The organism is Rhizobium sp. O111 (assembly GCF_055616315.1).
In genome coordinates, this window is the sequence record NZ_JBSHXL010000003.1 from 829,906 (window position 1) to 855,861 (window position 25,956).

The window sequence follows — 25,956 nt, forward strand, 5'->3', positions numbered from 1 at the left end:
GAGGAGACAGAATGGCTTACTTTCTCACCGCGGACGGCGGCACCGAAAGTCTTCGGGCACGCGTCTACGACCTTTCCGGCACTTGCCTTGCCAGCATTGCCGTTCCGTACGAAACAAAATTCTCTGCCGGCGCGCGCGCCGAGCAGGACCCGGAGGATTGGTGGACGGCCTTCGTCAAGGCGTCGCGTCAGGTGATTTCGCAATCCGGCGTCGATGCCGCGGCGATAGAGGCGGTGACGCTCGCGACAACCAGTTGTACGGTTGTGGCGCTCGATCGCGACGGAAAGGCGTTGCGGCCGGCGATCATCTGGATGGATGTGCGCGCCAATGCCGAGGCGGATGCGGTGCTGGCCACCGGGGATGCGGCACTGATCGCCAATGGTGGCGGGCGCGGTCCGGTCTCGGCCGAATGGATGATCCCGAAGGCGCTGTGGATCGCCCGCAATGAGCCGCATATCTTCGAGGCCGCGCATACGATCTGCGAATATCAGGACTTCATGACCCTGCGGCTGACGGGCGAACGCACCGCCAGTCTGAACAACGTTACCCTGCGCTGGCACTACGCCACCGACCGCGGCGGCTGGGCCGCCTCGCTGGTCGAAAAACTTGGGATGTCCGCCCTCCTCGAAAAATGGCCGCAGCGCGTGGTGCCGCCGGGCGGCGTGGTCGGCAATCTCTCCGCCAAGGCCGCCGCGGAGCTCGGGCTCTCGACCAGGGTCAAGCTCGTGCAGGGCGGCGCCGATGCGCTGATCGGGATGATCGGCCTTGGCGTCGCCAAGCCCGGCCAGCTGGCGCTGATCACGGGCTCGTCGCATCTGCAGTTCGGCGTCACCGAAAAGGCGGTTCACGCGCCGGGCGTCTGGGGCACCTATCGTGACTGTGTCTATCCGGATCGGTACATCATCGAAGGAGGCCAGACCTCCACCGGTTCGATCATCGCCTGGCTCGGCCGCATGATGAACGGGACAATGGATCTCGACGAGCTCAACCGCAAGGCCGCGGCACTGGAGCCCGGATGCGACGGGCTTCTGGTCCAGGATCATTTTCAAGGCAACCGCACGCCTTACACCGATCCGCTCTCGCGCGGCGCGATTGTCGGCCTGACGCTCGCCCATGAGCCGCAGCACATCATGCGCGCCATCATGGAAGGCATCGGCTTCGGCACGCGCGCAATCCTTGATGCAATGGCGGACGCAGGCTATCGCGGCACCGAGATCACCATTGGTGGCGGGGCCGGCGCATCGGATTTGTGGTTGCAGATCCATGCCGATACGGCCGGTCTTCCGGTCTGCGTTCCGGCCTCCCGCGACGCTCCCTCCATCGGTTCCGCCGTCCTTGCCGCGCACGGCGCCGGGCATTTCGCCACGATCGACGACGGTATCGCCGCCATGGTCCGGTCCGGAAAACGCATCGAGCCGCGCACACGTGAGGTCGGCCTCTATAACGAGATCTATCAGCAATACCGTGCGCTCTATCCGGCGCTGAAATCGGTGAGCGAGAACAAGGGGCAATCTGCATGAGCGACGCCGATTTCAGACTGGACGGAAAGCTCGCCGTCGTCACCGGCGCGGCGCGCGGCATCGGCCGGGCGATCGCAGAGCGCCTCGCGCAAGCCGGCGCCAAGGTTGTGATTGCCGACCGTGATGTGGCTGAGGGTGAGGTGGTTGCCGCCGCGATCATCGGAGCGGGCGGCGCTGCCTCTTGCGTTTTGCTTGATGTTACCGACGCGGCAGCCGTTGCGAATGCCGTCGAAACGATCCACGCCGCCCATGGGCCGGTGGACGTTCTCGTGAACAATGCCGGCATCGTTCGTAACGCGCCGGCGACCGAGATGAGCCTCGACGACTGGAAATCCGTCATGGATATCGATCTCGGCGGCGTCTTCATCTGCGCCCAGGCCTTCGGGCGGGGCATGGTCGAGGCCGGCCGCGGCGCGATGGTCAACATTTCCTCGATCTGCGGCGAAGTCACGGTCACGCCGCAGCCCCAGGTATCCTACAATGCCGCCAAGGCCGGCGTGAATCTTCTGACCAAATCGCTCGCCGTCGAATGGGCGAAACGCGGCGTGCGCGTCAATGCGGTGGCGCCCGGATATGTCGGCACGGAACTGACGTTGCGCGGCCGCAGCAATTCCGAATGGTTCGAGACCTGGATGCGCATGACGCCGATGGGCCGCCTCGGCGAGCCCCGTGAAATCGCCAACGCCGTTCTTTTCCTCGCCGCCGATGCATCGAGCTACATCACCGGTACGGTGCTGACGATCGATGGCGGCTACACCGCAATGTGAGCCGGAGATCTGATATGACCGATAAGATTCGCACTGCCCTCGTGACCGGCGCAAGCCGCGGCATCGGCCGCGCCATCGCGGTTGGGCTCGCCAAGCGCGGCTATGATGTCGCGGTCAACGATATCGAACGGCAGAAAGACGTTCTGGCAAGCGTTGCCGCGGAGATCGAGGCGCTCGGCCGTCGCGCGGTAACAGTCTTTGCCGATGTCAGCAACAAGGGCGAGGTCGAAGCCATGTCGAGGACGATCGCCGTCGCTTTCGACCATCTCGACGCTGTCGTCAACAATGCCGGCATCCTGATCGCCGGTGATGTCGACGGGCTGAAGGAGGAATACTGGGACAGCGTCATGGATGTGAATGCCAAGGGCACCTTCCTCGTCGTCCAGTCCGTGCTGCCGATAATGAAGGCGCGCAAATACGGCCGCATCGTCAACATCGCCTCGATCGGCGGCAAGCACGGCGCGCCGTCGCAGGCGCATTATTCGGCCTCCAAGGCCGCTGTCATGGGTTTCACGCGGGTGCTGGCGCAAGAAGTCGGTGTCGATGGCATCACGGCGAACTGCGTTTGCCCCGGGATCATTTTGACCGACATGGGCCGCGTCAATCTGGATGACCCCACGGTCAAGAAGAGCTGGCAGGATAAGACCGCCATGCGCCGCATCGGCGACCCCGAGGATGTCGTCGGCGCCGTCGCCTTCTTCGCCTCCGACGATGCCGCCTTCGTCACCGGACAGACGTTGAACGTCGATGGCGGTATCGTTTTCAGTTAACTGCATTGTGTTGCTGCGGGCATGTTAGCCCGCAAAGCCGGGAGGTTTTCCTCCTGGCCTTTCCTTTTGCGTGAGTTTTCGTAGGCAAGCCGCTTTTCGACCTGCAGGTCAGTCGATCGCGCCTCGTGGCATCTCGAGTTCGTTATTCAGGCCGAATTGCTGGCACGGAGCTTGCCGTTTGCAACACGTCAGAGCTCGATCAATCTCGCAGCGGTGAACTTGTCGGTAATGAGCGTATTGATGACACCGGCTCGAAGTGCGCCAGCGATCGAAATCGTCTTCTTCTGGCCCCCCTGCGAGGCCGAATTTAACGGAACCATATCCTGCATTTTCTAGGTAGTTCTGGCATTCGGCGGGCTGGATGGTTTCGACCAGCCTGCCGATATGGCGCCATGTGTCGTCGATGGTGCGCTTTTGTGCATTTCTCATCCAGTGTTTGATCTTGGAGAAGGCCTGTTCGATCGGATTGAGGTCCGGCGAATAGGGCGGCAGAACCAGAGCCGCGCAACTGCAGCTTTGATCAACTGACGGATGGTTGCCGACTTGTGGCTGCGGAGATTGTCCATTACGACGATGTCGCCTGGCTTGAGCACCGGCACCAGCTGCTGTTCGACATAGGCGCGGAAGCACTGGCCGTTCATCGGTCCTTCGAAGACACAGGGTGCTGTCAGCCGATCGTTTCTCAAGGCGCCCAGGAATGTCAGCGTGCGCCAGTGGCCATGCGGTGCAAATGCCGCAGTCGCTTGCCTTTTGGACCCCAGCCCCTGATCGGCGACATGTTGGTCTTGATCCAGGTCTCGTCAATGAAGACCAGCCGTTCGGGATCGAGATGATTTTGCAGGGCCTTCCACCGCTGTCTTCTGCGAGCGACGTCGGCACGCGCCTGCTCAAGGGCGAACAGCGCTTTTTTGGGAGCGCAGCCCTTCGCTGGGAAGGAATTCCCAAATCGTATTGTGCGAGACGGAAATACCCCGCTCGGACAACTCCGCCTTCGGGCCATGCACCGTAAGGTGCGGGTTTTCGGCGAGCCGTTGCACAATGATATCACGATGCGGTTCGATTATCCGCTTGCGGTGGCCGCCCACCTTGCCGGGACGAACCGATCCGGTCGCACGATGGCGCTGGGACCATTAAGACACGGCAATTTCAAACCGCGTCGCCACTGAACGAACGCTTTCGCCACTCACTACGGCGGCAACAACGCGCTCGCGAGGATCATTCGATATCGGTGCGGTCATTGGATGCTTGCCTCCATCCAGCCAGCATCAATGAATCAGAAGAAAACTGATTTGAATCGCGTTCGATTCAGAAAAACGCGGAAACGCTAAGCCTTCTCCAGCCGTGAGTTCCATAATAGAGTCCTATGTCGCGCAATGACATAAAAAAGAGAGGGCTAATCAAGCCAGTTAAGGGCCGGCGGTTCGATTCCATTCAATCTGCTGGAAAGGTTTCTTCCCAAGAAAGCGATGGCTTGTCCCGGCGCTACGCACTCCACCTCATGAGTAGTCACATGCTGCATTCGTGCAGAAAACTTCAAGCAACCGGCTCTGTTGTTACGTGTCGCGAAACCTTCGCTAGAGTAGAGCCAAGGCGACGATCAGAGCCGGCGCCATCACGACGCATCCGATTTTCAGGAATGACAGCGCGCTCACGTGGACCCCTTCGCGTCTGAGAGCCGCCAGCCACAAAATTGTCGCAAGGGATCCCGTTACCGAAAGGTTGGGTCCGAGATCAACGCCGATGAGAACCGCGCCCGCCACCCGATCGGAAACGTGCGCTAGGCCAACGGCACTACCGGCGAACAGCCCCGCGGGAAGGTTGTTGACGACATTCGATAACAACGCCACGCTAACCCCTGCGACTGCAATTGCTCGTGTTTCGGAATGAGCACTCAGGGTTTGTAACGTCTGTGCGAGCATCGCTGTTACGCCTGTCTGGTTGATGGCCTCCACGACAACAAACAGACCCGCGACCAGTGGTATAACACTCCAACTAATCTCACGGATGATGTGAATTGGACTTTGCCGGACAACGGAAAGAACAATCAGCGTTGTGATTGTGCCGGCAATGAAGGTGGGAATGCCCAAGTCCAGATGGGCGCAGGACGCCCCCAGAAGGACGATGGCGGTAATGACCAGCCCTGCGCCGGCGACGAGAGCCGGTAGCGAAAGATCGGGGCGGGGAATGTCGATGGCCAACGTCTCGCAAGAGAGCGCCTTACGCTGGGTAAGGTAAAGGGCCACAAATGTCGTGATGATCGCTCCGATCGAAGGCGCAAGGAACGTTGTCATCCAGCGACCCAGCGATGGCATCTCGCCGCCGGCGAAAATAACCAGGTTCGCCGGATTCGAGATCGGCAAGACGAAGCTTGCGGCGTTGGCGATAAACGCGCAGATCAGCAGATAGGGGAGAGGGTTGTCGACCTTGGCCGCACGGCAGGCGGCGTACACTGCGGGCGTCAGCACTACCGCCGTCGCGTCATTAGACAACAGCGCTGTGACGATGATGCCAACTCCGTAAACTAGGAAGAACAGCTTTTTTGGAGAACCGTCCGCGCAAGAAGTGGCGATAGCCGCAACCCAACCGAACAGGCCTTCCTTGCGCGCAAGTTCTGAGAGCAACATCATCCCGATCAGGAAAAGATAGACGTCGGTCCCCTTCGTGACGCCCGTCCAAACCTCCTCAGGCGTAAGAATTCCAAGCGCAAGGATCAAGCCTGCGCCTGCGACAGCCCATATCGCCTCGGGAAGCCGGAAAGGGCGCACGACGACACCAGCTGCCGTCGCGGCCGCGATTGCAAACGTATAGACCGATGGGTTCATCTTGTTTCCGATTCGAGTTTCAGGCCGCTTTCTGGACGGGGGTCTGGTCGGGGTGGGGCTTGTTCGTTCGGCGGAGGCCGTCAAGCAAGAGGTAAATGACCGGGGTCGTATAAAGGGTAAGCAATTGGCTGACCAGCAGGCCGCCGACAATTGCGTATCCGAGCGGCTGCCTCAGTTCAGATCCCGCTCCATGCCCAATGGCAAGCGGCAGCCCCCCAAGCAGGGCCGCCATCGTGGTCATGAGGATCGGTCGAAAACGCATTTCCGCCGCTTGGACAATTGCCTCCTCACTCCTAAAGTCATCCCGCTCGGACTGTATGGGATAATCAACGAGCATGATGCCATTCTTTTTGACGATCCCGATCAGCAGAATGACTCCAATCATCGCAACCAGCCCAAAATCAAACCCCGCCACATTCAGAGCGAGCAAAGCTCCGAGACCAGCGGATGGGAGTGTGGAGAGGAGCGTCAAAGCGAATTCGCGAAATAGTCGTCCGACTGGGCAGAGGTGAGCTTGCCCGTCGCGGCAAGCGGTTGAACCAGATGCTTGATCATGCCCGCTTCTCCGTGAAAGTTGCCGAGTAACGCGCGCCATCGACTTTAGTTTCAATCATACGCGCTACTCCCTTAGACCTGAGCCACCGATGCAATTTATCGAGCGCGTCAGCGTTCGGTCCCGCCATGTGACTGTAGGAAGGCGACGGCCTACCAGAGACAACGATTGACAGGCTAACGGCCCTCAATGTGGAAGCTGGAGACCACGTTGAAAGAAACGTCCTCTCCGGCTCCCCCAAACTTGTTAATTAAGGCAGTGCTGAGCACGAGAGCCGACTACGGCTTCATATGACGCAAGGCCTCTTCCATGGGGCCACCATGCGGCCGAGGGCCGGGCGGGGGGCGTAGCGCGTCGGTCTTCCCATCTCCATGCACGATATAGCTCGCGTGTACAAATCCGTCTTCAAACCTGCCCTGGACGCTGACGGGTTCGCCGACCGCGACGAGCTTCCCATCATCCCCGGCAGGTCCGGTCTCGATCAGCGCTCGGCCGCTGTCGTCCTGCACGATGAACTTGTTGCCATAGACTTCTGCAACATTGCCCTTGATCGTTACGATGCTGCGACCATCTTTGAGGCTGGTGATTACGACGGGGGCAAGTGGCGCCATTTCGATGCTTGGTCTGGTGAGTTTCATCGCTGTTGCACCGCCTGCCGCGCCGACTGCCAGGACGGCGAAAGCCGAGATGGCGAACGCGGCAAAGTGTTTCGTAGGCCGTTTGCGGGGGCGGGGCTTGTGGTCGGGGTGAGCTTCCGGAGTGTTGTCTTCGATGGACATCGCGGTGTCTCCTGTTGGTTTCGACAGGCTGACGATACGACCGTCGGTCCACACACAGACTGAATGGCGCGGTTCAGTTTCAGTTAAGCGAGTGCGCCCTAGTTCATAGTCAGATCACACAGAACACTCGGGTGCCTATGAGAATACTTCTTGTCGAGGATGATGCTGATCTTTCCCACCGAATTGCAGCCAGCCTGCGATTGGAGAACTTCGTCGTTGATGTGGCCCGAAACGGCGAAGACGGAGAGCATGCCGGGCTCACGGAAATATTCGACGCGTCCGTCTTGGATCTTGGCCTTCCGAAGATTGACGGGGTCACGGTTTTGAAATCGTGGCGCGATGCCGGGCGTACACTCCCTGTGCTCGTGCTGACAGCCCGTGACGGCTGGCCGGACAAGGTGGCGGCGTTCAAGGCAGGGGCGGACGATTTCCTGACGAAGCCGTTCCGGATCGAGGAACTCGTCCTTCGACTGCGCGCGCTCGTTCGACGCTCGGCAGGCCATGCGGCGTCCGTCATCACCTGCGGCGACTTATCGTTCGATGCCCAACTCGGAACATTCGAGCTCGCAGGACTACCGTTGAAGCTGACCGCGTTCGAGTGGAGGGTGCTTTCTTGCCTGATGCTCCGCAAGGAGGTCATCGTTGACCGGAGAGAACTGATTGAACGGGTATACGAGGGCGACGCCGAGGTTGATTCCAACTCGATCGAAGTCATCATTGCGCGGCTTCGACGGAAGATTGGCACCGACAGGATCGAGACGGAACGTGGACGTGGCTACATGCTGACGGCAGGCGCGAAATGATTTCGTCGCGGATACGAACGCCAACAACGATCGCGGGGCGTCTCATCGCCTTCTCCCTGGTCTATGCCACTGCAGCGTTGGTTGTTGCGTCCGCTGTCCTTGGGCTGATCGTTGCCAATGTAGTGAGGGATCAGGTCGACCAGCGGCTAAGTGTCCAAATCGAAGCTGTCAGGAACGCCATGAAGATCGGCGTAGACGGTTCGCTTGGCGTTGACGGCAATCTCGACGGCCCTCCATTCGATCGCCCCGGCTCCGGGTGGTATTGGCAGGTGACTGCTGCTGGACAGCGGGTGACATCTCGTTCCCTTGCCGGAGCAAGCCTGTCGAACCCTCCTAAACCATTCGAATGGCGGAGCCTGTTGACTGCAACCCCACGCGCTGGAGACGGGCGGGACAACCGAGGGCAAGCGCTGCATTTCCTCACCTCGCAGTCGTTCGCAGACGGAGAGCAGGTCGAGATCATTGCCACCGCGCCGCGCTCGGCTCTTGTCAGGCCAATTATGCGATCGCTGTTGCTTCTCGTTCCGGCGATGTTTGTCCTTGGAGGTCTTCTTATCGCTGGTATCCTGCTTCAGGTGCGTTACGGTCTCGCGCCGCTCAGAACACTGGCCGAGAAGGTTGCCGACGTTTCCTCCGGCCAGGCAAGAGGGCTCGATCAGCCCCAGGCGGAAGAGCTGCGGCCACTCGTCGGGGAAATCAATCGTTTGGTCGATCAGAACCAAAAGCGGCTCGCGGAGACGAGGCTTCAGTTCGCGAACATGGCACATGGCCTAAAGACACCTGTAGCAAGTCTCTACCTCGCACTGAACGATAACGCCGACCCGACTGGCGAGGCACGGCTACAGGTGGACCGGATCGACCGTCAGATCAAGCACCACCTGGGGAGAGCCAGAGCAGGAGTGTCGGCAGCGGGCTTGGCTCCCACCACTCAGCTCCGCCAGAATATCGATGATATCGTAGCCATGATGCAAAAGCTCTACGTGGACAGGAAGCTCGCGATCACGATCGACGTGGAGCAGACTCTGAGCGTTGCGTGTGCGCCGGAGGACGTTGACGAGATCGTTGGAGCAATTGTTGACAATGCATTCAAGTGGGCGAGATCGTCTGTCTGGATCCTTGGCAAGGCCGAAAACGGCGAGATTGCTATTGTCATCGAGGATGATGGTCCTGGCATCGAAAGGGAGGACATCACTGAAGTTGGGAAGGCAGGTGTGCGCCTAGATGAGACTGTACCGGGAGACGGGTTTGGCTTGTCGATAGCCAATGAGGTTTCGAAGCTTTATGGCGGCCGCGTCACGCTCAAGACCCGGTCCGGAGGAGGCCTGTCGGCGACCGTCGCGCTACCGAAAGCGCCGGGCTGAGTTCCGGGAAGCTAGGCATTGATCTCACAGGCACCCAGGAGCTTGGGACCGGTTTCTATATGAGAACATCACTGCCAATCACCTCCACGTTTTACGCGGGGACGTCATGGTGGGGTCAACGCAGCAAGCCGTCACCGCCGAATTCTTCCCATCGGAGGACTGTGAACGAGTCCTGATCACGCTTATACGGGGACCTCGGCCATGGCGTGACTCGATCTTCTTGATTGGCGGGCTCACGCCGCGTTATCTGATCGAGAAGAAGCCGCCGGAGATTCCCGCACACGCAGGTACCGGCGATGTCGATGTCGTCATACAGCTCCACATGCTAGCGGATACCGACGCCTATCACACGCTTGAAGATAATTTTAAGAAGCTCGGTTTCGAGCGCGGAACTAACAGCGCGGGTAAACCCGATTCCTGGCGCTGGGAGATCAAGGCTGACGCGAAAACCAAGGTCATTCTCGAACTGCTCGCCGATGACCCTGAAAAGTCGGGCGGCAAGGTCATGGTGTTGCCGACAGATGGCAATGTCTAGGCGCTGAATATACCCCACTCCGGCATCGTCTTCGACCACCACGAGACGAAGGAAATTACTGCGGAGCTCATGGGCGACAATGGAGTTGCGACCGGTACGCTTCACCGCGCGGATCTCGTCGCCTTCACCTGTCTAAAGGCCTATGCAGTGGAGCAGCGGGATGAACGCAAGGACGCTCACGATCTAATCTACTGCCTGACATACTACGAAGGCGGCCTTGACGCGGCAGCAGCGGCGTTTCGCGCGGCCCTTGAAGGCAAGCACAAAGATGTCGTTCGTGAGGTGTTGGGCTTGATGGCACGCCATCTCGCCGAGGACGGGAAGACTGAAGGCTATCTCAAAACTGGCCCGGTAGCAGTCTCGAAATTCGCGCTGGGCGAAGACGAAGCATCACGCGATGATCGCATTCGCCGCCAGCGCGACATCTCCGATCTCGTTATGCGATTTCCGAAGGCTGTCGGCTAGATGAGCTATTTCAGCGACCGAGAGAGGAGGTGCGTGGCCACGCCCGCGACAGCCTCGATGAAGGTGTATGGGGCGGCATTGGCGCGATTCCCCTGATATGCCTCCCGACGGCATGGTACGTTCTGCGGCCACGAAAACCCATCGCGAGCCGTGTTCACGTCGGCTATCTCTGCCGCCGGCTGTTCGCTCTGATCGCTACCTTCTAAAGGACGTGGCGCCAAGCGGTCACCGATAGCCCTTTGTCTCCGAGGGCTGAAGACAACCGCTCGATTTCCACTGGATGGTGGCGGCTTTCTCGTTTGGCCGCATATTCATTTTGGCGCCGATCACCTATCAATTCACAGAAACGAAAAATGAACGAGCTTGACCAGCCCTTTGATCTTGCACCAGAGCAGCAAGACACGACGGCTCTAATTAGGCGCCTTTTCGGCAAACGAACCTCGGATCGCTAGTCGATTTTTGCCGTCTGGCTGCAGGAGCGCCGCCTCTTCGCGTTTCTAGCCCCATTGCCGCTCATGCGTTGCGCGAGTTGGAGTCGATTATTCAGCTGACCCTTGAAGTTCCGATGGATGTAGCTGTTACAGCTTCGGCAGGGGAACGTGAAAGGCTCGAAAAGGCCAAAGCTAGCCTTTAACAACTGGGGTACGCAGACGTCGTAGTTCAGCAGGTCATCAATCAATTACAGCCGCGATTGAGCCACAAGGAAAGATCGTCCTGCGTCTTGGCCTGCAGCGGACGGAGACGTTGCACGCGCATGGAAAGCCCTTGCGGATGCACACGCGAAGCTCACGACGGACGAGCCCTTCATCAATCTTACGCTGTCGATGATGTCTTTCGTGTTACGTGGCAAGCCCCGTTCGACGTGGTGATGCGTGGGTTGATGGTCGCCCTCCAGGGGCAATACGCTGCGTTCATGCAGCGGATTGATCAGTTAGTCGCGATGCAAGATCGTGGTGCTGCGGTTACGGCCTTCTCGAGGGAAATTGCAGAAGCGCGCGAAGGCCGAAGCACTGGGTGCGGATGTCTCGGTCGATTATACCAAGCCAGACTAGGCTGACGATGTTCGCCGGATCAGCGATGGGCGAGGCGTCAACATCGTAATCGAGACGGCGGAGGGCGACACCCTGAACCAGGCACTTGATGCAATGGCATCGTTCGGCCTCATGATTGTTCCCGGCCGGTCCAGTGGAAAGACCGCGCTGGTTGACCCCCTGGCGGCTTACGTCGATAAACCATAGCGTGGTCGGCTTCTACATTGGTGCCGATCTGGCAAATGCTGACTTGCTAATGGCGGCCATTGGTGAACTGATTGGCTTCGTGGCGAGCGGTCAGGTCAAGATCCAGGTCGGCACGGTACTCCCATTGTCGCGGGCCGCTGAAGCGCACCGCCTGCTTGAAGGTCGCCAGACCACTGGAAAGGTGGTGCTTCAGCCCTGGGCGCACCGCCTGACATTGGAAGCGGTGTGGAGGTCTGACCGCCGCGCTTGCGCTCCCGAAGGTGCCAGTATGCGCTCAGCCAACTATTCATTCGCGGAAGAAGGTAACCCAGCCTCGATCCAGGCCCGCGTCTCTTCCATGACTTCATCCGAAAGCGTGTCGTCGTCGATCGCGCGGGCAAGGATCACTGCCCCCACCATCGCAGCCCATGTTCCGATGGCCGCGCGCCGCCGTGCCGACGCATCGATGTCAGGAAGAGCTCTCGCCATGCGTTCGATTTGTGTCCGAAGCCCGTCGGACATGGCGGCGCGAGCCGCCGGTGTCTGATGGCGGATATCCGCCGCCAATCCTGCCGTCGGGCAGCCTCTCGCCGGGTTATTGCGATGCTTCGGCGCGAGATAGTCTTCCAGATAGGCCCGAAAATCGGGAGTGCCGCTGTCATCGCCCGAGAGGGCGTGCGCGATCGTTGCAGCAATAAGCTCGTCCTTGGAACGGAAATGTCCGTAGAATGCGCCATGGGTCATCCCAGCGGCCTTCATCACCTCAGACACGCTGACGGCGTCAAATCCTTTTTGCCGGAACAATTCGCTCGCCACGTCCAGAATGCGGACCCGGTTCTCGATCATCTGCTCGCGACTGACCTTCATCAGATATCTCCGGTGGCTATTGACATAATCATGATGATCATCATATTTAGCTAAACGTGACGATCATCATGATTATAGGTTTCAACAGAGAAGAGAGCAATACCATGCCTGACAGTCCTTCCGTTCTCATCACCGGAGCTTCCTCTGGGATCGGCGCGACTTACGCCGACCGCTTCGCCCGGCGCGGCCACGATCTTGTCCTTGTCGCGCGCAATACCGATCGCATGGAGGCCTTGGCCACCCGCCTGCGCGGCGAAGCGGGGGTAAACGTCGACATCATCCAGGCCGATCTGACCGCGCCGACAGACCTTGCCGTGGTCGAAGCCCGGCTGCGTGACGACAGCAGCATTGGCATCCTCGTCAACAATGCCGGTACCGCCCTCGGCGGCCGCTTCCTTGATCAGTCCATTGATGAGGTCACCCGGCTGGTGACACTCAACACCACGGCGCCTCTCCGGCTTGCCAGCTCCGTTGCATTGCGTTTCGCTGAGGCCGGCAATGGTGCGATCATCAACATCGGCTCGGTCGTCGGTGTTGCACCGGAATTTGCGATGACCGTCTATGGCGCAACCAAGGCATTTATTCTGTTCCTGTCCCAAGGCCTGAGCATCGAACTTGGGCCCAAGGGCGTCTACGTCCAGGCTGTACTTCCCGCGGCCACGCGCACTGAAATCTGGGAACATGCCGGTGCGGACGTCAACACCATGCATGGTGTGATGGAAGTTGGCGAACTGGTCGATGCAGCCCTTGTCGGGTTCGACCGTCGCGAGCCGGTCACCATTCCGCCGCTGCCCGATGCCGATCAATGGGACGCATTTCAGGCCGCGCGTCAGGCCATGCTCCCGAATGTTGCTCAATCCCATGCCGCCGCCCGCTATCGGACGAAGGCCTGATTGGCTGCAATCGCTTCAATGTTTCATGGTATAATAGAAAGCGACGACCCTATGACTGACAAGTCTCTCTTCGAACCGTACGAGCTTGGTGCTCTCACGCTTCCCAATCGCATCGTGATGGCGCCGCTGACCCGTAATCGTGCGGGTGCCGGCTTGGTGCCTGGCCCGCTTGCGGCGGAATACTATTCCCAGCGCGCGGGTGCGGGCCTAATTATCACCGAGGCGACCCAGGTCTCGGAACAGGCGCAGGGCTACCAGGATACTCCTGGCCTCTATACGTCGGAACAGATCGCTGGATGGCGCACGGTGACGGACGCCGTGCATGCCAAAGGTGGGCGCATCTTCGTCCAGCTTTGGCATGTCGGCCGCGTCAGCCACGTGGACCTGCTCGGCGGTAAGGCTCCTGTCGCTCCGTCGGCCATTCGTGCGGAAACCAAGACATTCGTCAATAATGGCTTTGCGGATGTATCGGAGCCGCGCGCCCTTGAGACGAATGAGATTCCCGGCATTATCGATTCCTTCCGGCAGGCCGCCGCCAATGCGATCGAAGCAGGCTTCGACGGCGTTGAGGTGCATGGTGCCAACGGCTATCTGCTCGATCAGTTCTTGCGCGAGACGGCGAACACCCGGACCGACGCTTATGGCGGTTCCATCGAGAATCGCGCCCGCCTGCTGCTTGAGGTGACCGAGGCCGTGTCAAAGCAGATCGGCGCTGATCGGACTGGCGTTCGCCTGTCTCCTGTCTCGCCTGCGAGCGGCATCGTGATTTCGGACCACGAGCAATCACAGTTTAATTATGCTGTCGAACAGTTGGACAAACTGGGCATCGCCTATGTCCACATCGTTGAAGGAGCAACGGGCGGTGCGCGCGACGCGGCTCCCTTTGATTATACCGCCTTGCGCCAACGCTTTGGCCGAACCTTCATGGTCAACAATGGTCTGGACCTGACGCTTGCCGAGCTGCAACTCGCACACGGTGAGGGCGACCTGTTCGCATTTGGCCGGATGTTCATCGCCAATCCTGATCTGGTGGAGCGGTTGAAAGCCAGCGCTGCGCTGAATGATGTGGATTTTACCACGCTCTATGGCGGCGGAGCCAAGGGCTACACCGACTATCCGACACTGACCGACTGATGCCAGGCGGGCGGCGTTCCGTTTGGGCTGCCGCCCGCCTACCGAGACGCCACTCTCCAAACTGTCCGCTGCGCCAGAGCGATCACGCAGTATCCAAGGATATCCCAGCATGACCAATTACAACCTCATGTCCGACTGGAACACTGTCCCGACCGAATATCTCCAGGCGCTCGGTACGCGGTTTGCCTATCGCGGGCTCGGTCCCGCCAAGGCTGTCCCCCCTGAAACGGGCACGCCGGTCGTGTTGCTCAATCACTGGGCTGCGAACCTCGACAATCGCGACCCACGCCTTGTGGAAGGACTGCCGGCCGATCGCCCGGTCGATGCGCTCGATTATCGCGGTATCGCAACGTCGGGCGGCAAGGCGCCGCTGACGATCCAGGAGATGTCGCGTGAGATGATCGCCTTTTCCCATGGCGGCTTCGTCAGCCAGCAGATTCTCTTCGACGCGTCAGAGCTTGTGCGGCGCGTCATTCTGGCTGGAACCTGGCCTGCGGGTGGAACGGGCGTTGCAAGGGTCGGCGCCGTATCCTGGCCACTGATCTTCAAGGGCCTTGCCACGTTCCGGGACCCCAAGATCTTTCTGTCACCTTCGTGCAGCGCCTAGGCGAGCGAAAGAACGACCGCGACAAGACAGTCGGCTTCGGTCCGATGCTGCGCCAGATGAAGGCCATCAAGGCTTGGGGCCTCCAGCGCGCGCATCGCTTGAGACAGTTCGGCGGCCTGTTCTGGTCGTCAATGGTGACCATGGCATCATGGTGCCGAGCAAGAATTCGATCGACATTACAGGACGCATTCAGCAAGCCAAACTCGTCCTTTACCCCGACGCTGCGAACGGCGGTATTTTTCAGCATCATGATGCCTTCCTGAACGAAGCGAAAGCTTTCCTGGCGGCCTGATCGGCACGCCCCTTCAGATGGCGAAAACACTCTCCTCAAGGCAGAAAACTATGAAAGCTCTTACCTTCAGACGCTACGGCAAATCCACGCAGCCCGAATATACCGATTTACCGCGTCCGGCGATCGGCCCGGACGAAATTCTTCTCCAGGTTCATGCCGTCGGGCTGAACCCTATCGACAACATGATCCCAAAGGGCACGTTCAAACCGGTGCTCAAGTTCGATTTGCCGGCCACGATGGGCAGTGATGTCGCCGGCGTCGTGACGGAGGTGGGACGCCACGTGACGCGTTTCAAAGTCGGCGATGCCGTCTTTGCCAGTGTCTTTGATCTTGGCCGCGGAACACTGGCTGAATTCGTTGCTGTTCCTGAGCGCTTTGCTGCGTTAAAGCCGATCAACCTTGATTTTGTCGAAGCCGCGTCGATCCCGATGGTGGGCCTGACATCCTGGCAGGCGTTCAAGGAGCGGGCAGTACTGAAATCCGGGCAGAAAGTCTTCATTCCGGCAGGATCGGGTGGGATCGGCACCTTTGCCATTCAGCTTGCCAAATATATCGGTGCCAAGGTCGGCACGACGACCAGCACGGGCAATATTGACCTCGTGAAAAGCCTCGGCGCAGACGAGGTGGTCGATTACAAGACTGAGGAATTCGAAACGGTCCTGCGCGGCTACGACATGGTGCTCGGGACCATCCGTGGCGACGGCATCGAGAAGTCGCTACAAATCCTGAAGCCTAACAGCATAATTGTTTCTCTGATCGGTCCGCTTGATGCCGCGTTTGCCCGCGCGCGAAACCTCAATGGCGTGCTGCGCTTCCTCTTCAGCCTCATGAGCTGGAAGATCCTGCGCCTCGCGAAGAAGCGTGATGTTCGCTACTCCTTCCTGTTCGTTCGTCCCGACGGCGATCAACTCGCGCAAATTGGTGGCATCATCGATTCTGGCAGCATCCGCCCGGTCATCGACAAGGTCTTTCCTTTCGATCAGGCGAAAGAGGCTCTCGCCTATCTGGAAACCGGGCGCGCTAAGGGAAAGGTCGTGGTCAGGCTCATGTAGGGCCTGATCGTCTTGATGTGACGCCACAGTACGTGGGCAAAATTTTGTTGCTTAGAGGATGGCGCGCGTAGCGTTGACGGTTCATAACCGGTACGGGTGAAGGCTGGCGTCGCCACGGCCGCTTTGCGCCTTCATTTCGGTCGGTTGACTGGCACATGAGATTATCAAAAGCCGACATGTTGCCAGAACACCACAAGATGCTCCCCTCATCTATCGATGCCGAAGGAGCGCTGGCGTCGAACCGGGTGACATAGATGTCATTTACGATCTCCCTAGTTGATACCCACCGCCGCGCCCCCTTCCGGCATGTAGAAGCGGTCAGGTGCAAATTACTCGCTCGTCCGTGTCCACCGCTTCGATCTACAACTCAACATGACGCAGCGAACAGCTTCTCGTTCCTCACTCCGATTGCCGATAGGATCTGATTGGCACCTGACGGAATCTCAGTCGGTCTGATGAAATCAAGAACGATGAGCCTGTTCTCCCGACAGCGCCGGCCATCATCTGCCTGTGCACAGACGTCTGATAATTGCCTTGGGCTGCGCGGTAACTAGTCATCTTCAACGGGACATTGTCAGGCAGACAAGTTAGGTTGTCATGCCGAAAATTCGCTTCTGCCCTCCGCCCGTTGGGTTTCCGTGTTATCCTAGAACCGATGACAGAAATTCGCGCGTCCGCTCCCTTTGGGGCGCGCCGAATATCTCCTCGGGCGCTCCCTGTTCGCAGATCCGGCCCTTGTCGAAAAAGCAGACCCGATCCGAAACTTCCCGAGCAAAACGCATTTCATGGGTGACGAGCAGCATCGTTAGGTCGTGCTCATGGGCAAGGCCGCGGATCACCGAGAGCACTTCGCCAACGAGTTGCGGATCGAGCGCCGATGTCGGCTCATCGAAGAGAAGCACCCGCGGGCGCATCGCCAGCGCACGGGCGATCGCCACGCGCTGCTGCTGACCGCCGGAGAGCTGCGAGGGATAAAAGTCCTTCTTGTCGGCAAGACCCACCATGTCAAGAAGTTGTAGCGCCCGCGCCTCCGCTTCTGCGCGGGCAATACCGAGCACCCGCAGCGGCGCCTCGACGACATTGCGCAGGACTGTCATGTGGGGGAAAAGGTTGAAGCTCTGGAACACCATCCCAACATGGTTGCGGATCTGGCGCAGATGGCTTTCCGTGGCCTTGAAAGGGCCTTTGCCGTTCGGTTCATGATAAGACATGTTCTGTAACGTCAGCTTCCCATCCTGAAACGGTTCGAGCGTCATCAGGATGCGCAGGACGGTCGATTTTCCCGACCCGGACGGTCCGATCAGCGTCACCTTTTCGCCCTTCCGGACAATGAAATTGAAGTCGTCGAGCACCGTCAGGTGGCCGAAGCGCTTGGCGACGTTGGAAAATTCGATGATGGGCGGATTGTTGTTCTCAGTCATCGCAAGGGGATTCCTGCTTTCGGAAGAGCTTTCTGCAGCCGGTGGAGACCGGCCGAGCAGATCAGCGTCAGGAGGAGGAAGATCAGGCCGACAAGCGTCAGCGGCACGAGATATTCGAAGGTGCGTTCGCCGATCATGTTGGCAAGGCCCATCATTTCCATGACGGTGACAACGGAAAGGACCGGCGTTTCCTTGATCATCGCGACGAGATAATTGCCCATGGCGGGGACGATCCGCGGGATGGCCTGCGGAATGATAATGTCGCGGTAGGCCTGCATGCGGCTCAGATTGAGCGCCGTTGCCGCTTCCCACTGGCCGCGGGCCACGGCCTCGATGCCGCCGCGATAGACCTCGGATGTGTAGGCGGCATATTGCAGGCCAAGGGCGATGGCGCCCGTCAGGAAGGCCGGAAGCACGACGCCGAAGTCGGGCAGCACGTAATAGAGAAAGAACAGCTGCACCAGAAGCGGCGTGTCGCGCAGGAACTCAACGACGAAGGCGGTGGTCCAGGAGATCGCGATCAAGCGGCTGCGGCGCAGCAGCGCGAAGACGAGGCCGAGCACGAGCGCGATGGCAAAGCCTGCCGCCGCTGCCTTCAACGTCACGGTCAAGCCGATCAGGATGATCGGCAGGATCGAGCTTGTATAGGTGAGCCAGGTCGTCGTATCCCATTCGTATCCATACATCATGTGGTCATATCCTCACGAACGGGGCATCTGCGGGAAGGCATGTCCTCGCCGCACGAAACGCTCGATCAGCCGGATCGCCACCGTCAGCACCAGCGACATGGCGAAGTAGCAGAGGAGCGTGATCGAATAGATGCTCGCGCTATCCAGCGTGATGTTGCGGATCGACTGGGCCGCGAAAGTGAGATCGGCAATCGATATCAGCGACACGAGCGAGGAGAGCTTGAGGGTCTCGATCGCCAGATTGCCGAAGGCCGGCATCATCTCCACGATCGCCTGCGGCAGCGAGATGCGAAACAGCGTCTGGAAGCGGCTGAAATTCAAGGCGCGGGCGGCCTCCAGCTGCTGCACGGAAACGGATGACAGCGCCCCGCGCACGATTTCGGCGCCATATCCGCCGGCGTGGGCCGCCAGCACCAAGATGCCGGTGGTGATCGGATCGAAGCTCAGGCCGACGAGCGGCAGCGCGTAGTAAAACCAGAAAAGCTGAACGAAGAGCGAGGTCCCGCGGAACACCTCTGTGTAACACAGCGCGACAGCCGAGAGGATCGGTCCTCCCTCGACGCGCAGGATGCCGAAGATAAAAGCGAGCATCGCGCCGACGGCAATGGACGCCAGCGTGATCGTCATCGTGATGAATGCGCCATGCCAGAGCATCGGCAGGTAGGCTGTCCAGTTCATACGGAAGTCTCCTGATCGTTAGGAGCGGCGCCCGACCGATGGGATCGGGCGCCTTCTGCCGTTACTTGCCGGCGCAGAGGTCATCGACCTTCTTGTCGGCGGCAGCAGCGATACTCTGTTCGGACAGGCCGTATTTGGTGAGGATCGCCTTGTACTCATCCGTCGTGCGGAACTTGACGAGGGCGGCGTTGAAGGCGTCGCGCAGTTCCTTGTCTTCCGGGCGGAAGGCAAAGCCACCATAATTGCGAACCGGCGCATCCTTGACGATCGGGTCCGTGAACGGCGCGACCTGCTCGACCTGGGCCTGGCCCTTGGCGAGCGCCGCGACAGTCAATTCGGTCGCGGCATAGGCGTCGGTGCGGCTCTGAACGGTCGGGATAGCATCGGCATTGGCCGGAATGAAGACGATCTGCTCATCCTTGACACCGACGGCGCGCAGGAAGTCGACATTGTTGGCACCGGAGACTACGGCCACCGTCAGCGACTGGTCCTTGGCGATGTCGGCATAGGTCTTCAAGCCCTTCGGATTGCCCTTCTTAACGAGCAGGCCTTCGCCATAGGACGAGTTCGGCTCCGTGAAGGCGACCTGCTTGCAGCGCTCCGGCGAGATGTTCTGCTCGGCCGCGGCAAAGTCGAAACGCTTTGCCTTGAGGCCCGGGATCAGCGTGCCGAACGGCGTCACCGTCCAGTTGATCTCCTCGATCCCCATGGATTTCAGCACCGCGCTAGCGACATTGGGACCGATGCCGGCAGAGGTGCCGTCGGGCTGCATGTAGGAATAGGGCACTTCATTGGCGGTCGCGGCGCGGATGTAACCCTGCTGCTTGACCTCCTCGAGTGTCAGTGCGCTGGCAGACGTTACGCCCATCATCAGTGCAAGGGCGGAAAGGCCGGCGATTGTCTTGATTGGCATGCGAATTCTCCTCTGGTTAGGGTTTTGCTGTCCGTTTTCGGATCTCGCGGGGTCTCTTGGGTTAGGTATCCTCCGTGAACGTCGCGATCACGGAAAGGCAGTCGCCGGCCTTGATCAGGCCGGGTACGTGGCGAGCCGCGAGCACGCCATCCATCGCGGCGCGGTACTCGATTGGCGCAATGCCGGTTTTGCCGACAGGGTAGACGCGGGCGATGACCTCGCCTCTCCTGACCGGGTCGCCGAGATCGGCGGCGAAGGCGATCAGTCCCTCATCCTGCGCAAAGGTGAAGCAGTCGCTCGATGGCATATCCAACCAACGAGTGGGCGCGGCATTCGGTTCACCCGAAAGAATCCCGGCATGCCGCAGCAAGTTGAGGCTGCCCTTGCGGGCAATCTCGATCGACCGCGCCGTGGCCGTCCCGGCACCGCCGAGTTCGGTGGTGACGAAGACCTTGCCCATTTCCTCGACGGTCGTATCGAGCATGCCGACAGCATCGATCTCCAGCATCTTCATCGAAAACGGTGCCGCGAAGGCGGCGACGGCGTCGAAGCAGCGCGCTTCCTGGTCTTTGTCCGGTAGCTCGTGGGCCGCTGCATAGGGCAGGAAATCCAGTGTCCTGCCGCCGGAATGGAAGTCGAGCACGATATCGGTGAGTGGTATCACATGGCGCGTGACGTAGTCGGCGATCTTCTCCGTCACCGTGCCATCCGGACGGCCCGGAAAGCTGCGGTTCAGGTTTCCCCGATCGATCGGCGAGGTCCGGGTTCCAGCACGAAACGCGGGATAATTGAGCGCCGGGACGATGATGACGCGTCCGTTAATCTCGGCGGGATCAAGCGTCTGTGCCAGTTCGAAGAGTGCCGCCGGCCCCTCATACTCGTCGCCGTGATTGGCCCCGGTCAGGAGCGCGGTCGGGCCTTCGCCATTGGCAATGACGCATATCGGGATCATCACCGAGCCCCAGGCGCTGTCATCGCGGCTATAGGGCAGGCGCAGATGTCCGTGCTGCACACCCTCGGCGTCGAAATCGACGGAAGGGTTGATCGGCGAGGGACGGAGCGCGGCGCTGGTCAGCATTGCATCACCCCTTCACGAAAAGCTGTCGAGGCACATTCGACAGGCATTCGACGCCGGTTTCTGTGATCGCGATGCTCTCGGTGATCTCCAGCCCCATATCCTCAAGCCAGAGACCGGTCATGAAGTGGAAGGTCATGCCGGTCTTCAGTTCCGTCCGGTCGCCGGGGCGCAGGCTCATGGTGCGCTCGCCCCAGTCCGGTGGATAGGAGAGCCCGATCGGGTAACCGGTGCGGTTGTCCTTGATGATCCCGTATTTCTTAAGCACCGCAAAGAAGGCGTTGGCGATGTCCTCGCACCTGTTGCCCGGTTTGGCCGCGGCAAGACCGGCTTCCATGCCTTCGAGGGTCGCCTTTTCGGCATCGAGAAAGGCTTTCGTCGGCTTGCCGAGAAAGACGGTGCGCGACAGCGGGCAGTGATAACGCTTGTAGGCGCCGGCGATCTCGAAGAACGTGCCCTCGCCGATGCGCATCGGTTTGTCGTCCCAGGTGAGGTGGGGCGCGGAAGCATCGGCGCCCGACGGAAGAAGCGGCACGATTGCCGGATAGTCGCCGCCGAAATCCGGCGTTCCCCTGATGCCCGCGTCATAGATTTCGGCGACGAGATCGCATTTGCGCATGCCGGGTTCGACGACATCGACGATGCGCTTGTGCATCAGTTCGACGATCCTGCCGGCCTTGCGCATATAGTCGAGTTCGGTCGGGCTCTTGACAGCACGCTGCCAGTTCACGAGGCCGGCTGCGTCCTTGAAGCGGGCATTCGGCAGGTTCTTCTGCAGCGAGGCGTAGGCTGCCGCCGAGAAGTAGTAGTTGTCCATCTCGACGCCGAAGGTGAGCCCCGACCATTTGTGCTCGTCGAAGATCTGCGAGAGCAAATCCATCGGGTGTCGCTCGGTCGATTGCACATAGTTGTCCGGGTAGCCGATGATATTGTCGTGGTTCAGGTAAGCGGTGCGCCTGGCGCCGTTGGCATCCTGCTTGCGGCCATACCAGATCGGCTCGCCGGATGGCGGCACCAGCACGCATTGATGCACATAGAAGGACCAGCCATCGTAGCCGGTGAGCCAGTGCATGTTGGACGGGTCGGTGACGACGAGCAGATCGATCCCGGCCTTTTCCATGGCGTGACGGGTTTTGGACAGGCGCTCGGCATATTCCTCACGCGTAAAGTTCAGCGTCACGCTCATGCGGCATCTCCCATTTCTCTCTTGTTCTCGATTGCCTGACCGCTGCCCGCCGCTGCTGCACGACTTACGGCCAGATTGGCGATCGCGGTGTCCTGAACGCCGGTCCCGGTCAGGTCGGCAAAGGTTATGTCCCCGGCGCTGACGCGGCCCTTCGCCGTGCCGGCGATAACCGCACCGAGCTCGGCGAATTGCTGTTGTGGCGTCGCGGAGCCCGCCTCGATCGCGTGGTGCAACTCGCCAACGATGCGGGTCTGCGACAGGCGGTCGGCAATGTAGGTGGCGCGGACGAAGACGGCGGGATCAATCTCGTTCTTGTGTTCGGAATCCGAACCCATCGCCGTCAGATGCTGGCCGGGTTCCAGCCAATCGGCCATCAGGATGGGCTTTTCGGTCGGTGTGGTGGTGACGACGATGTCGCTGCCGCGTGTCGCCTCGCGCGGATCGGGGAGGGCGGCAACGGCGATGCCGAATTGCCTCGCGCATTCGGCCGCGAGCTTCGCCGCCTTGGCTTGATCACGCGCCCAGATGCGCGCTGATTTGATCGGGCGCACCAGCATCAGCGCCTGGAGCTGCAGCCGCGCCTGCATGCCGGCACCGAAGATCGTGGCGACTGAGGCGTCCTCGCGCGACAGATGCCGGGCGGCGACCGCACCGGCTGCGGCGGTGCGCACGTCAGTGAGGTAACCGTTGTCGAGAAGCAGGGCTTCAACCAAGCCCGTGTTAACGCTGAACAGGATCATCAACCCGTTGAGGCTCGGCAGACCGAGCTTGGGGTTGTCGAAGAAACCGGGGCTGACCTTGATCGCGAAGCAATCAAAACCCGGCACATAGGCCATCTTGACGTCGACTTCACCACGGAATTCGGGAATGTCGAGCCGCAGGATCGGCGGCATCGCGACCGGCTGCGTCGCGAGCGCCAGGAAGGCCTGCTCGATGTAGTTGATGGCCGAGATATCAAGGCTGACGACGGCGCGCAGGTCCCGTTCCGTCAGGATGCGAATGCGGCTCATGTAGCACCTCCCTCGATGATATCCCGGTGAACCCTGGCGTCGATATTGCTACCCGAGAGGACGACGACAGTGGGGCCGGTGAGTTCGACTTTGCCTGCGAGAATGGCGGCAATGCCGACCGCTCCGGCGCCCTCGACGATCTCGCCCTCTTCGCGCGAAGCGTGGCGAATGCCTGCGGCGATCTCGTCTTCGGTCAGCAGGACGATGTCGTCGAGCAGATCGCGGCAGAGCGGGAAGGTCACCCGGTTCGAAAGGCCGATGCCGCCACCAAGCGAATCCGCCAGCGTTTCCTCCTCGCGCACCGCAACGGGCCTGCTGGCGGCGATTGATGCGTGCATCGCCGCGCCACGTTCCATCGATATGCCGATGATCCGCGCCCGCGGCTTAAGCGCTTTGACCGCGACTGCGATGCCGCCCGCCAATCCGCCGCCGGAAAGGGGGATAAGCACGGTTGCGAGATCGGGCAGGTCCTCGACGATTTCGAGGCCGATCGTGCCCTGACCAGCAACGACATCAGCATGATCAAACGGCGGGATCGGCGTCAGGCCGCGGCTTTCGACCAGCCGCTCGACCTCATCTTGCGCATCATCCTGCGACACGCCGACGATAAGGATTTCGGCGCCGAGCGCCCTGATGGCATCGACCTTGTTGGCCGGTACCAGCGATGACATGCAGACTGTTGCGGGGATACCGAGCGCGCGTGCCGCATAGGCGACGGCGCGGCCGTGATTGCCGGTCGAAGCGGTGACAAGGCCGCGCGCGCGGGCCGCAGGGTTGAGCGCGAGAACGGCATTCGTCGCGCCGCGCAGCTTAAAGGCGCCGATCGGCTGGTGGGTCTCGAGCTTCAGATGAACGGGCTGGCGAGCCCGCCTGGAGAGAGAAGCGGAGTGAACAAGTGGCGTGCGTGTCACTCGGCCACGGATGCGATCGGCAGCGCGCGAGATCTCAGCCAGGCTGACTGGCAGCGTCTCGTTCTCTATTGATCTAGGCTCGCTCCTCATGATTGTCATGTTGAGAGCGAAGTAAAATCATGTCAATTATTATATTGTAATGATTCAATGATTGTACTGAACCGGACATCACCCGATGGAACCGACGTCGTAGACGGGCGGTAATTGCTCGAAGACCCGGCGCACCGTTGTTAGCGCTTTCCGGAGGGTCGTGTGGCTCATTCGCCCGCCGAGACAAATTCGGATGCCGCCGCCATGGCCGGGGCCGGCGATGAAAGGCTCCGACGGCGTGACCGCGACATTCTGGTTGGCTAGCGAGCGCACTAGGCCGTCTTCGGTCCAGTGTTGCGGCACTTTCAGCCAGGCGCAGAGCGAAAGCGGGTGGCTGGAGGCGAAATGGTCGCCGAGGATCTCGGCGGCGATGCCTTGGCGCGCGCGCGCCTCATCGCGCTGTATCGCCAGCAATTCCTGGGCCGTGCCATTCTCGACCCAGCGCGTGGCGATCTCGGCGGTCAGATAAGTGCCGCTCCAGCTGGATACACGTAGGATTGAGGCGGCGCGGATGGAATAGGCCGGCGGGACGACGAGGTAGCCGACCCGCAGGCCGGTCAGCACGGTCTTGGTGAAGCTTGTGGCGAAGAAACCGAGATCGGGCAGCAGCTCGGTGATCGAGGGCAGATCCTCCTCCATCATCGGTCTGTAAACCTCATCCTCGATGACGAAGATGCTGTATCGTTGCGCGATTTCGGCGATCGCGCGCCGGCGCTCGGTACCGGCGACATGGCTGGTCGGGTTGTTGAGCGTGGGAATGAGCACCAGCGCCCTCACGCTTCCCACGGCGCAGGCGGCTTCCAGCGCGTCGGGCAAAATACCCTCGGCATCGGTCGGCAATCCTTTCAGGCTGAAGCCGAGGATATTGGAGAGCCCTATGATGCCGTGATCGGTGAGGTTTTCGCACAGCACGACATCGCCGGAGCGGATGACGCAGCTCAGTGCGAGAAAGATGCTGTGCGCCGCCCCGTTTGTCACGATAATGCGCTCGACGCCGGCGCTGACACCCATCGGCTGCAGCCAGAGCCGTGCGGTTTCGCGATGCCGGTCGAGCCCAGCGATCGGCCGGCAAGGGCGCATGAAGCTCGCGATATCGCTCTCGGCAAGCTCGCGAAAAATCTCGCGCGAAGCGTCCTCATGCGCATCGAGATAGACGGCGCGGATGATTGAAAGGTCGAGTATCTCGTTCTGGCTGTGGTCGAGCATCATCCGGCCCGCGCGGTCCGTCACGCGCGCCCTGACGAAGGTCCCGCGGCCGATTTCGCCGCTGAGATAGCCGAGCCTTTCCGCCTCCTTGTAAGAGAGGCTGACGGTCTGCACGGAAAGGCCGAGTTCGCGCGCCAGATCGCGATGCGTCGGCATCCGATCCATTGGTTTGAGAATGCCGGAATCGATATCGGCGATGATCCGTTCGGTCAGAGCCGCGTGCTTCGTCTCGCCCTTCTGCTTCGCCACGCTCGGCCGCCAGATAACCGGTTTTGTCGCGGGAGTCGGATCGGTAGCGAAGGGATTGGCTTGGCGGCGCATGAATTGTCTCGTTTTTGAG

At 60.4% G+C, this 25,956-nt stretch carries 24 protein-coding genes and 4 pseudogenes; 13 read left to right on the forward strand and 15 right to left on the reverse strand.

Annotated elements, in window-relative coordinates:
- Positions 1-11: 11 nt before the first annotated feature.
- The 3 genes from ACVTFQ_RS29795 to ACVTFQ_RS29805 are packed head-to-tail and all read left to right on the forward strand — an operon-like array spanning position 12 to position 3,057.
- Positions 12-1,520, forward strand: coding sequence for an FGGY-family carbohydrate kinase (locus ACVTFQ_RS29795; RefSeq protein WP_470424420.1), 1,509 nt, complete (start codon positions 12-14; stop codon positions 1,518-1,520).
- Entirely contained in the window at positions 1,517-2,287 is a 771-nt protein-coding gene (locus tag ACVTFQ_RS29800; protein ID WP_470424421.1) for an SDR family NAD(P)-dependent oxidoreductase, read from the forward strand. The genes ACVTFQ_RS29795 and ACVTFQ_RS29800 overlap by 4 nt, the downstream gene beginning before the upstream one ends.
- Before the next feature lie 14 nt (positions 2,288-2,301).
- A complete protein-coding gene (locus ACVTFQ_RS29805) occupies positions 2,302-3,057 on the forward strand; it encodes an SDR family NAD(P)-dependent oxidoreductase (protein WP_470424422.1) in 756 nt (251 codons plus the stop codon).
- Positions 3,058-3,245: 188 nt separating this feature from the next.
- On the opposite strand, the pseudogene ACVTFQ_RS29810 reads toward ACVTFQ_RS29805, so the two are convergent.
- The 5 genes and pseudogenes from ACVTFQ_RS29810 to ACVTFQ_RS29830 all read right to left on the reverse strand — a co-directional run.
- Positions 3,246-3,359, reverse strand: a pseudogene (locus ACVTFQ_RS29810) (sugar-binding domain-containing protein); the annotation flags it as partial.
- Between the two features lie 4 nt (positions 3,360-3,363).
- Positions 3,364-4,295 (reverse strand): annotated as a pseudogene (locus ACVTFQ_RS29815) (IS630 family transposase); the annotation flags it as partial.
- Positions 4,296-4,631: 336 nt separating this feature from the next.
- The gene (locus ACVTFQ_RS29820) at positions 4,632-5,879 is read right to left on the reverse strand and encodes an arsenic transporter (RefSeq protein ID WP_470424423.1); all 1,248 of its coding nucleotides are present in this window, start codon (positions 5,877-5,879) and stop codon (positions 4,632-4,634) included.
- Between the two features lie 19 nt (positions 5,880-5,898).
- A pseudogene (locus ACVTFQ_RS29825) lies at positions 5,899-6,351 on the reverse strand (efflux RND transporter permease subunit); the annotation flags it as partial.
- Between the two features lie 359 nt (positions 6,352-6,710).
- Positions 6,711-7,211 (reverse strand): hypothetical protein, encoded by a 501-nt coding sequence (locus ACVTFQ_RS29830; protein ID WP_470424424.1) that lies wholly within the window; start codon positions 7,209-7,211, stop codon positions 6,711-6,713.
- A 137-nt stretch (positions 7,212-7,348) separates the two neighbouring features.
- Here ACVTFQ_RS29830 and ACVTFQ_RS29835 point away from each other — a divergent pair, with 137 nt between their 5' ends.
- The 5 genes and pseudogenes from ACVTFQ_RS29835 to ACVTFQ_RS29855 all read left to right on the forward strand — a co-directional run.
- On the forward strand, positions 7,349-8,014 hold the full coding sequence (locus ACVTFQ_RS29835) for a response regulator transcription factor (RefSeq protein ID WP_111564790.1): 666 nt from the start codon (positions 7,349-7,351) through the stop codon (positions 8,012-8,014).
- Positions 8,011-9,375, forward strand: coding sequence for a sensor histidine kinase (locus ACVTFQ_RS29840; RefSeq protein WP_470424425.1), 1,365 nt, complete (start codon positions 8,011-8,013; stop codon positions 9,373-9,375). The genes ACVTFQ_RS29835 and ACVTFQ_RS29840 overlap by 4 nt, the downstream gene beginning before the upstream one ends.
- Before the next feature lie 106 nt (positions 9,376-9,481).
- The gene (locus ACVTFQ_RS29845; RefSeq protein ID WP_470424426.1) at positions 9,482-9,910 is read left to right on the forward strand and encodes a hypothetical protein; all 429 of its coding nucleotides are present in this window, start codon (positions 9,482-9,484) and stop codon (positions 9,908-9,910) included.
- Between the two features lie 69 nt (positions 9,911-9,979).
- Positions 9,980-10,375, forward strand: a complete 396-nt coding sequence (locus ACVTFQ_RS29850; RefSeq protein ID WP_470424427.1) for a hypothetical protein — start codon at positions 9,980-9,982, stop codon at positions 10,373-10,375.
- A gap of 1,287 nt (positions 10,376-11,662) precedes the next feature.
- A pseudogene (locus ACVTFQ_RS29855) lies at positions 11,663-11,743 on the forward strand (hypothetical protein); the annotation flags it as partial.
- A gap of 152 nt (positions 11,744-11,895) precedes the next feature.
- Here the strand turns inward: ACVTFQ_RS29855 and ACVTFQ_RS29860 are convergent.
- Positions 11,896-12,459: a TetR/AcrR family transcriptional regulator gene (locus ACVTFQ_RS29860; RefSeq protein ID WP_470424428.1), complete on the reverse strand. Its 564-nt coding sequence runs from the start codon at positions 12,457-12,459 to the stop codon at positions 11,896-11,898.
- 104 nt (positions 12,460-12,563) lie between these two features.
- Between ACVTFQ_RS29860 and ACVTFQ_RS29865 the strand changes: the two genes are divergently transcribed.
- The 5 genes from ACVTFQ_RS29865 (at position 12,564) to ACVTFQ_RS29885 (ending at position 16,437) form a co-directional block, all read left to right on the forward strand.
- The gene (locus ACVTFQ_RS29865) at positions 12,564-13,352 is read left to right on the forward strand and encodes an SDR family NAD(P)-dependent oxidoreductase (protein WP_470424632.1); all 789 of its coding nucleotides are present in this window, start codon (positions 12,564-12,566) and stop codon (positions 13,350-13,352) included.
- 51 nt (positions 13,353-13,403) lie between these two features.
- Entirely contained in the window at positions 13,404-14,486 is a 1,083-nt protein-coding gene (locus ACVTFQ_RS29870) for an alkene reductase (protein ID WP_470424429.1), read from the forward strand.
- Between the two features lie 109 nt (positions 14,487-14,595).
- Complete coding sequence (locus ACVTFQ_RS29875; protein WP_470424430.1) at positions 14,596-15,093, forward strand: alpha/beta fold hydrolase; 498 nt, start codon at positions 14,596-14,598, stop codon at positions 15,091-15,093.
- A gap of 148 nt (positions 15,094-15,241) precedes the next feature.
- Positions 15,242-15,385, forward strand: coding sequence for a hypothetical protein (locus tag ACVTFQ_RS29880; RefSeq protein WP_470424431.1), 144 nt, complete (start codon positions 15,242-15,244; stop codon positions 15,383-15,385).
- Positions 15,386-15,435: 50 nt separating this feature from the next.
- Entirely contained in the window at positions 15,436-16,437 is a 1,002-nt protein-coding gene (locus tag ACVTFQ_RS29885; RefSeq protein ID WP_470424432.1) for an NADP-dependent oxidoreductase, read from the forward strand.
- A 641-nt stretch (positions 16,438-17,078) separates the two neighbouring features.
- Here ACVTFQ_RS29885 and ehuA read toward each other — a convergent pair.
- From ehuA to ehuR, 9 genes are all read right to left on the reverse strand, one after another.
- A complete protein-coding gene (gene ehuA / locus ACVTFQ_RS29890) occupies positions 17,079-17,858 on the reverse strand; it encodes an ectoine/hydroxyectoine ABC transporter ATP-binding protein EhuA (protein ID WP_112436325.1) in 780 nt (259 codons plus the stop codon).
- Positions 17,855-18,547 (reverse strand): ectoine/hydroxyectoine ABC transporter permease subunit EhuD, encoded by a 693-nt coding sequence (gene ehuD, locus ACVTFQ_RS29895; protein ID WP_470424433.1) that lies wholly within the window; start codon positions 18,545-18,547, stop codon positions 17,855-17,857. Before ehuD ends, ehuA begins: the two co-directional genes overlap by 4 nt.
- A 12-nt stretch (positions 18,548-18,559) precedes the next feature.
- A complete protein-coding gene (gene ehuC / locus ACVTFQ_RS29900) occupies positions 18,560-19,225 on the reverse strand; it encodes an ectoine/hydroxyectoine ABC transporter permease subunit EhuC (protein ID WP_283193543.1) in 666 nt (221 codons plus the stop codon).
- A 61-nt stretch (positions 19,226-19,286) separates the two neighbouring features.
- Positions 19,287-20,138 carry an ectoine/hydroxyectoine ABC transporter substrate-binding protein EhuB gene (gene ehuB / locus ACVTFQ_RS29905; RefSeq protein ID WP_470424434.1) on the reverse strand — a complete coding sequence of 284 codons (852 nt, stop codon included), beginning with the start codon at positions 20,136-20,138 and terminating at the stop codon, positions 19,287-19,289.
- A gap of 61 nt (positions 20,139-20,199) precedes the next feature.
- Positions 20,200-21,216 (reverse strand): N(2)-acetyl-L-2,4-diaminobutanoate deacetylase DoeB, encoded by a 1,017-nt coding sequence (doeB, locus tag ACVTFQ_RS29910; protein WP_470424435.1) that lies wholly within the window; start codon positions 21,214-21,216, stop codon positions 20,200-20,202.
- A gap of 4 nt (positions 21,217-21,220) precedes the next feature.
- Positions 21,221-22,399, reverse strand: coding sequence for an ectoine hydrolase DoeA (gene doeA / locus ACVTFQ_RS29915; RefSeq protein WP_112436328.1), 1,179 nt, complete (start codon positions 22,397-22,399; stop codon positions 21,221-21,223).
- Positions 22,396-23,409, reverse strand: a complete 1,014-nt coding sequence (gene eutC, locus ACVTFQ_RS29920; protein ID WP_470424436.1) for an ectoine utilization protein EutC — start codon at positions 23,407-23,409, stop codon at positions 22,396-22,398. Before eutC ends, doeA begins: the two co-directional genes overlap by 4 nt.
- Positions 23,406-24,419 carry a hydroxyectoine utilization dehydratase EutB gene (eutB, locus tag ACVTFQ_RS29925; RefSeq protein WP_470424437.1) on the reverse strand — a complete coding sequence of 338 codons (1,014 nt, stop codon included), beginning with the start codon at positions 24,417-24,419 and terminating at the stop codon, positions 23,406-23,408. Before eutB ends, eutC begins: the two co-directional genes overlap by 4 nt.
- Before the next feature lie 69 nt (positions 24,420-24,488).
- Entirely contained in the window at positions 24,489-25,937 is a 1,449-nt protein-coding gene (ehuR, locus tag ACVTFQ_RS29930; RefSeq protein ID WP_470424438.1) for a MocR-like ectoine utilization transcription factor EhuR, read from the reverse strand.
- Between the last annotated feature and the right edge of the window lie 19 nt (positions 25,938-25,956).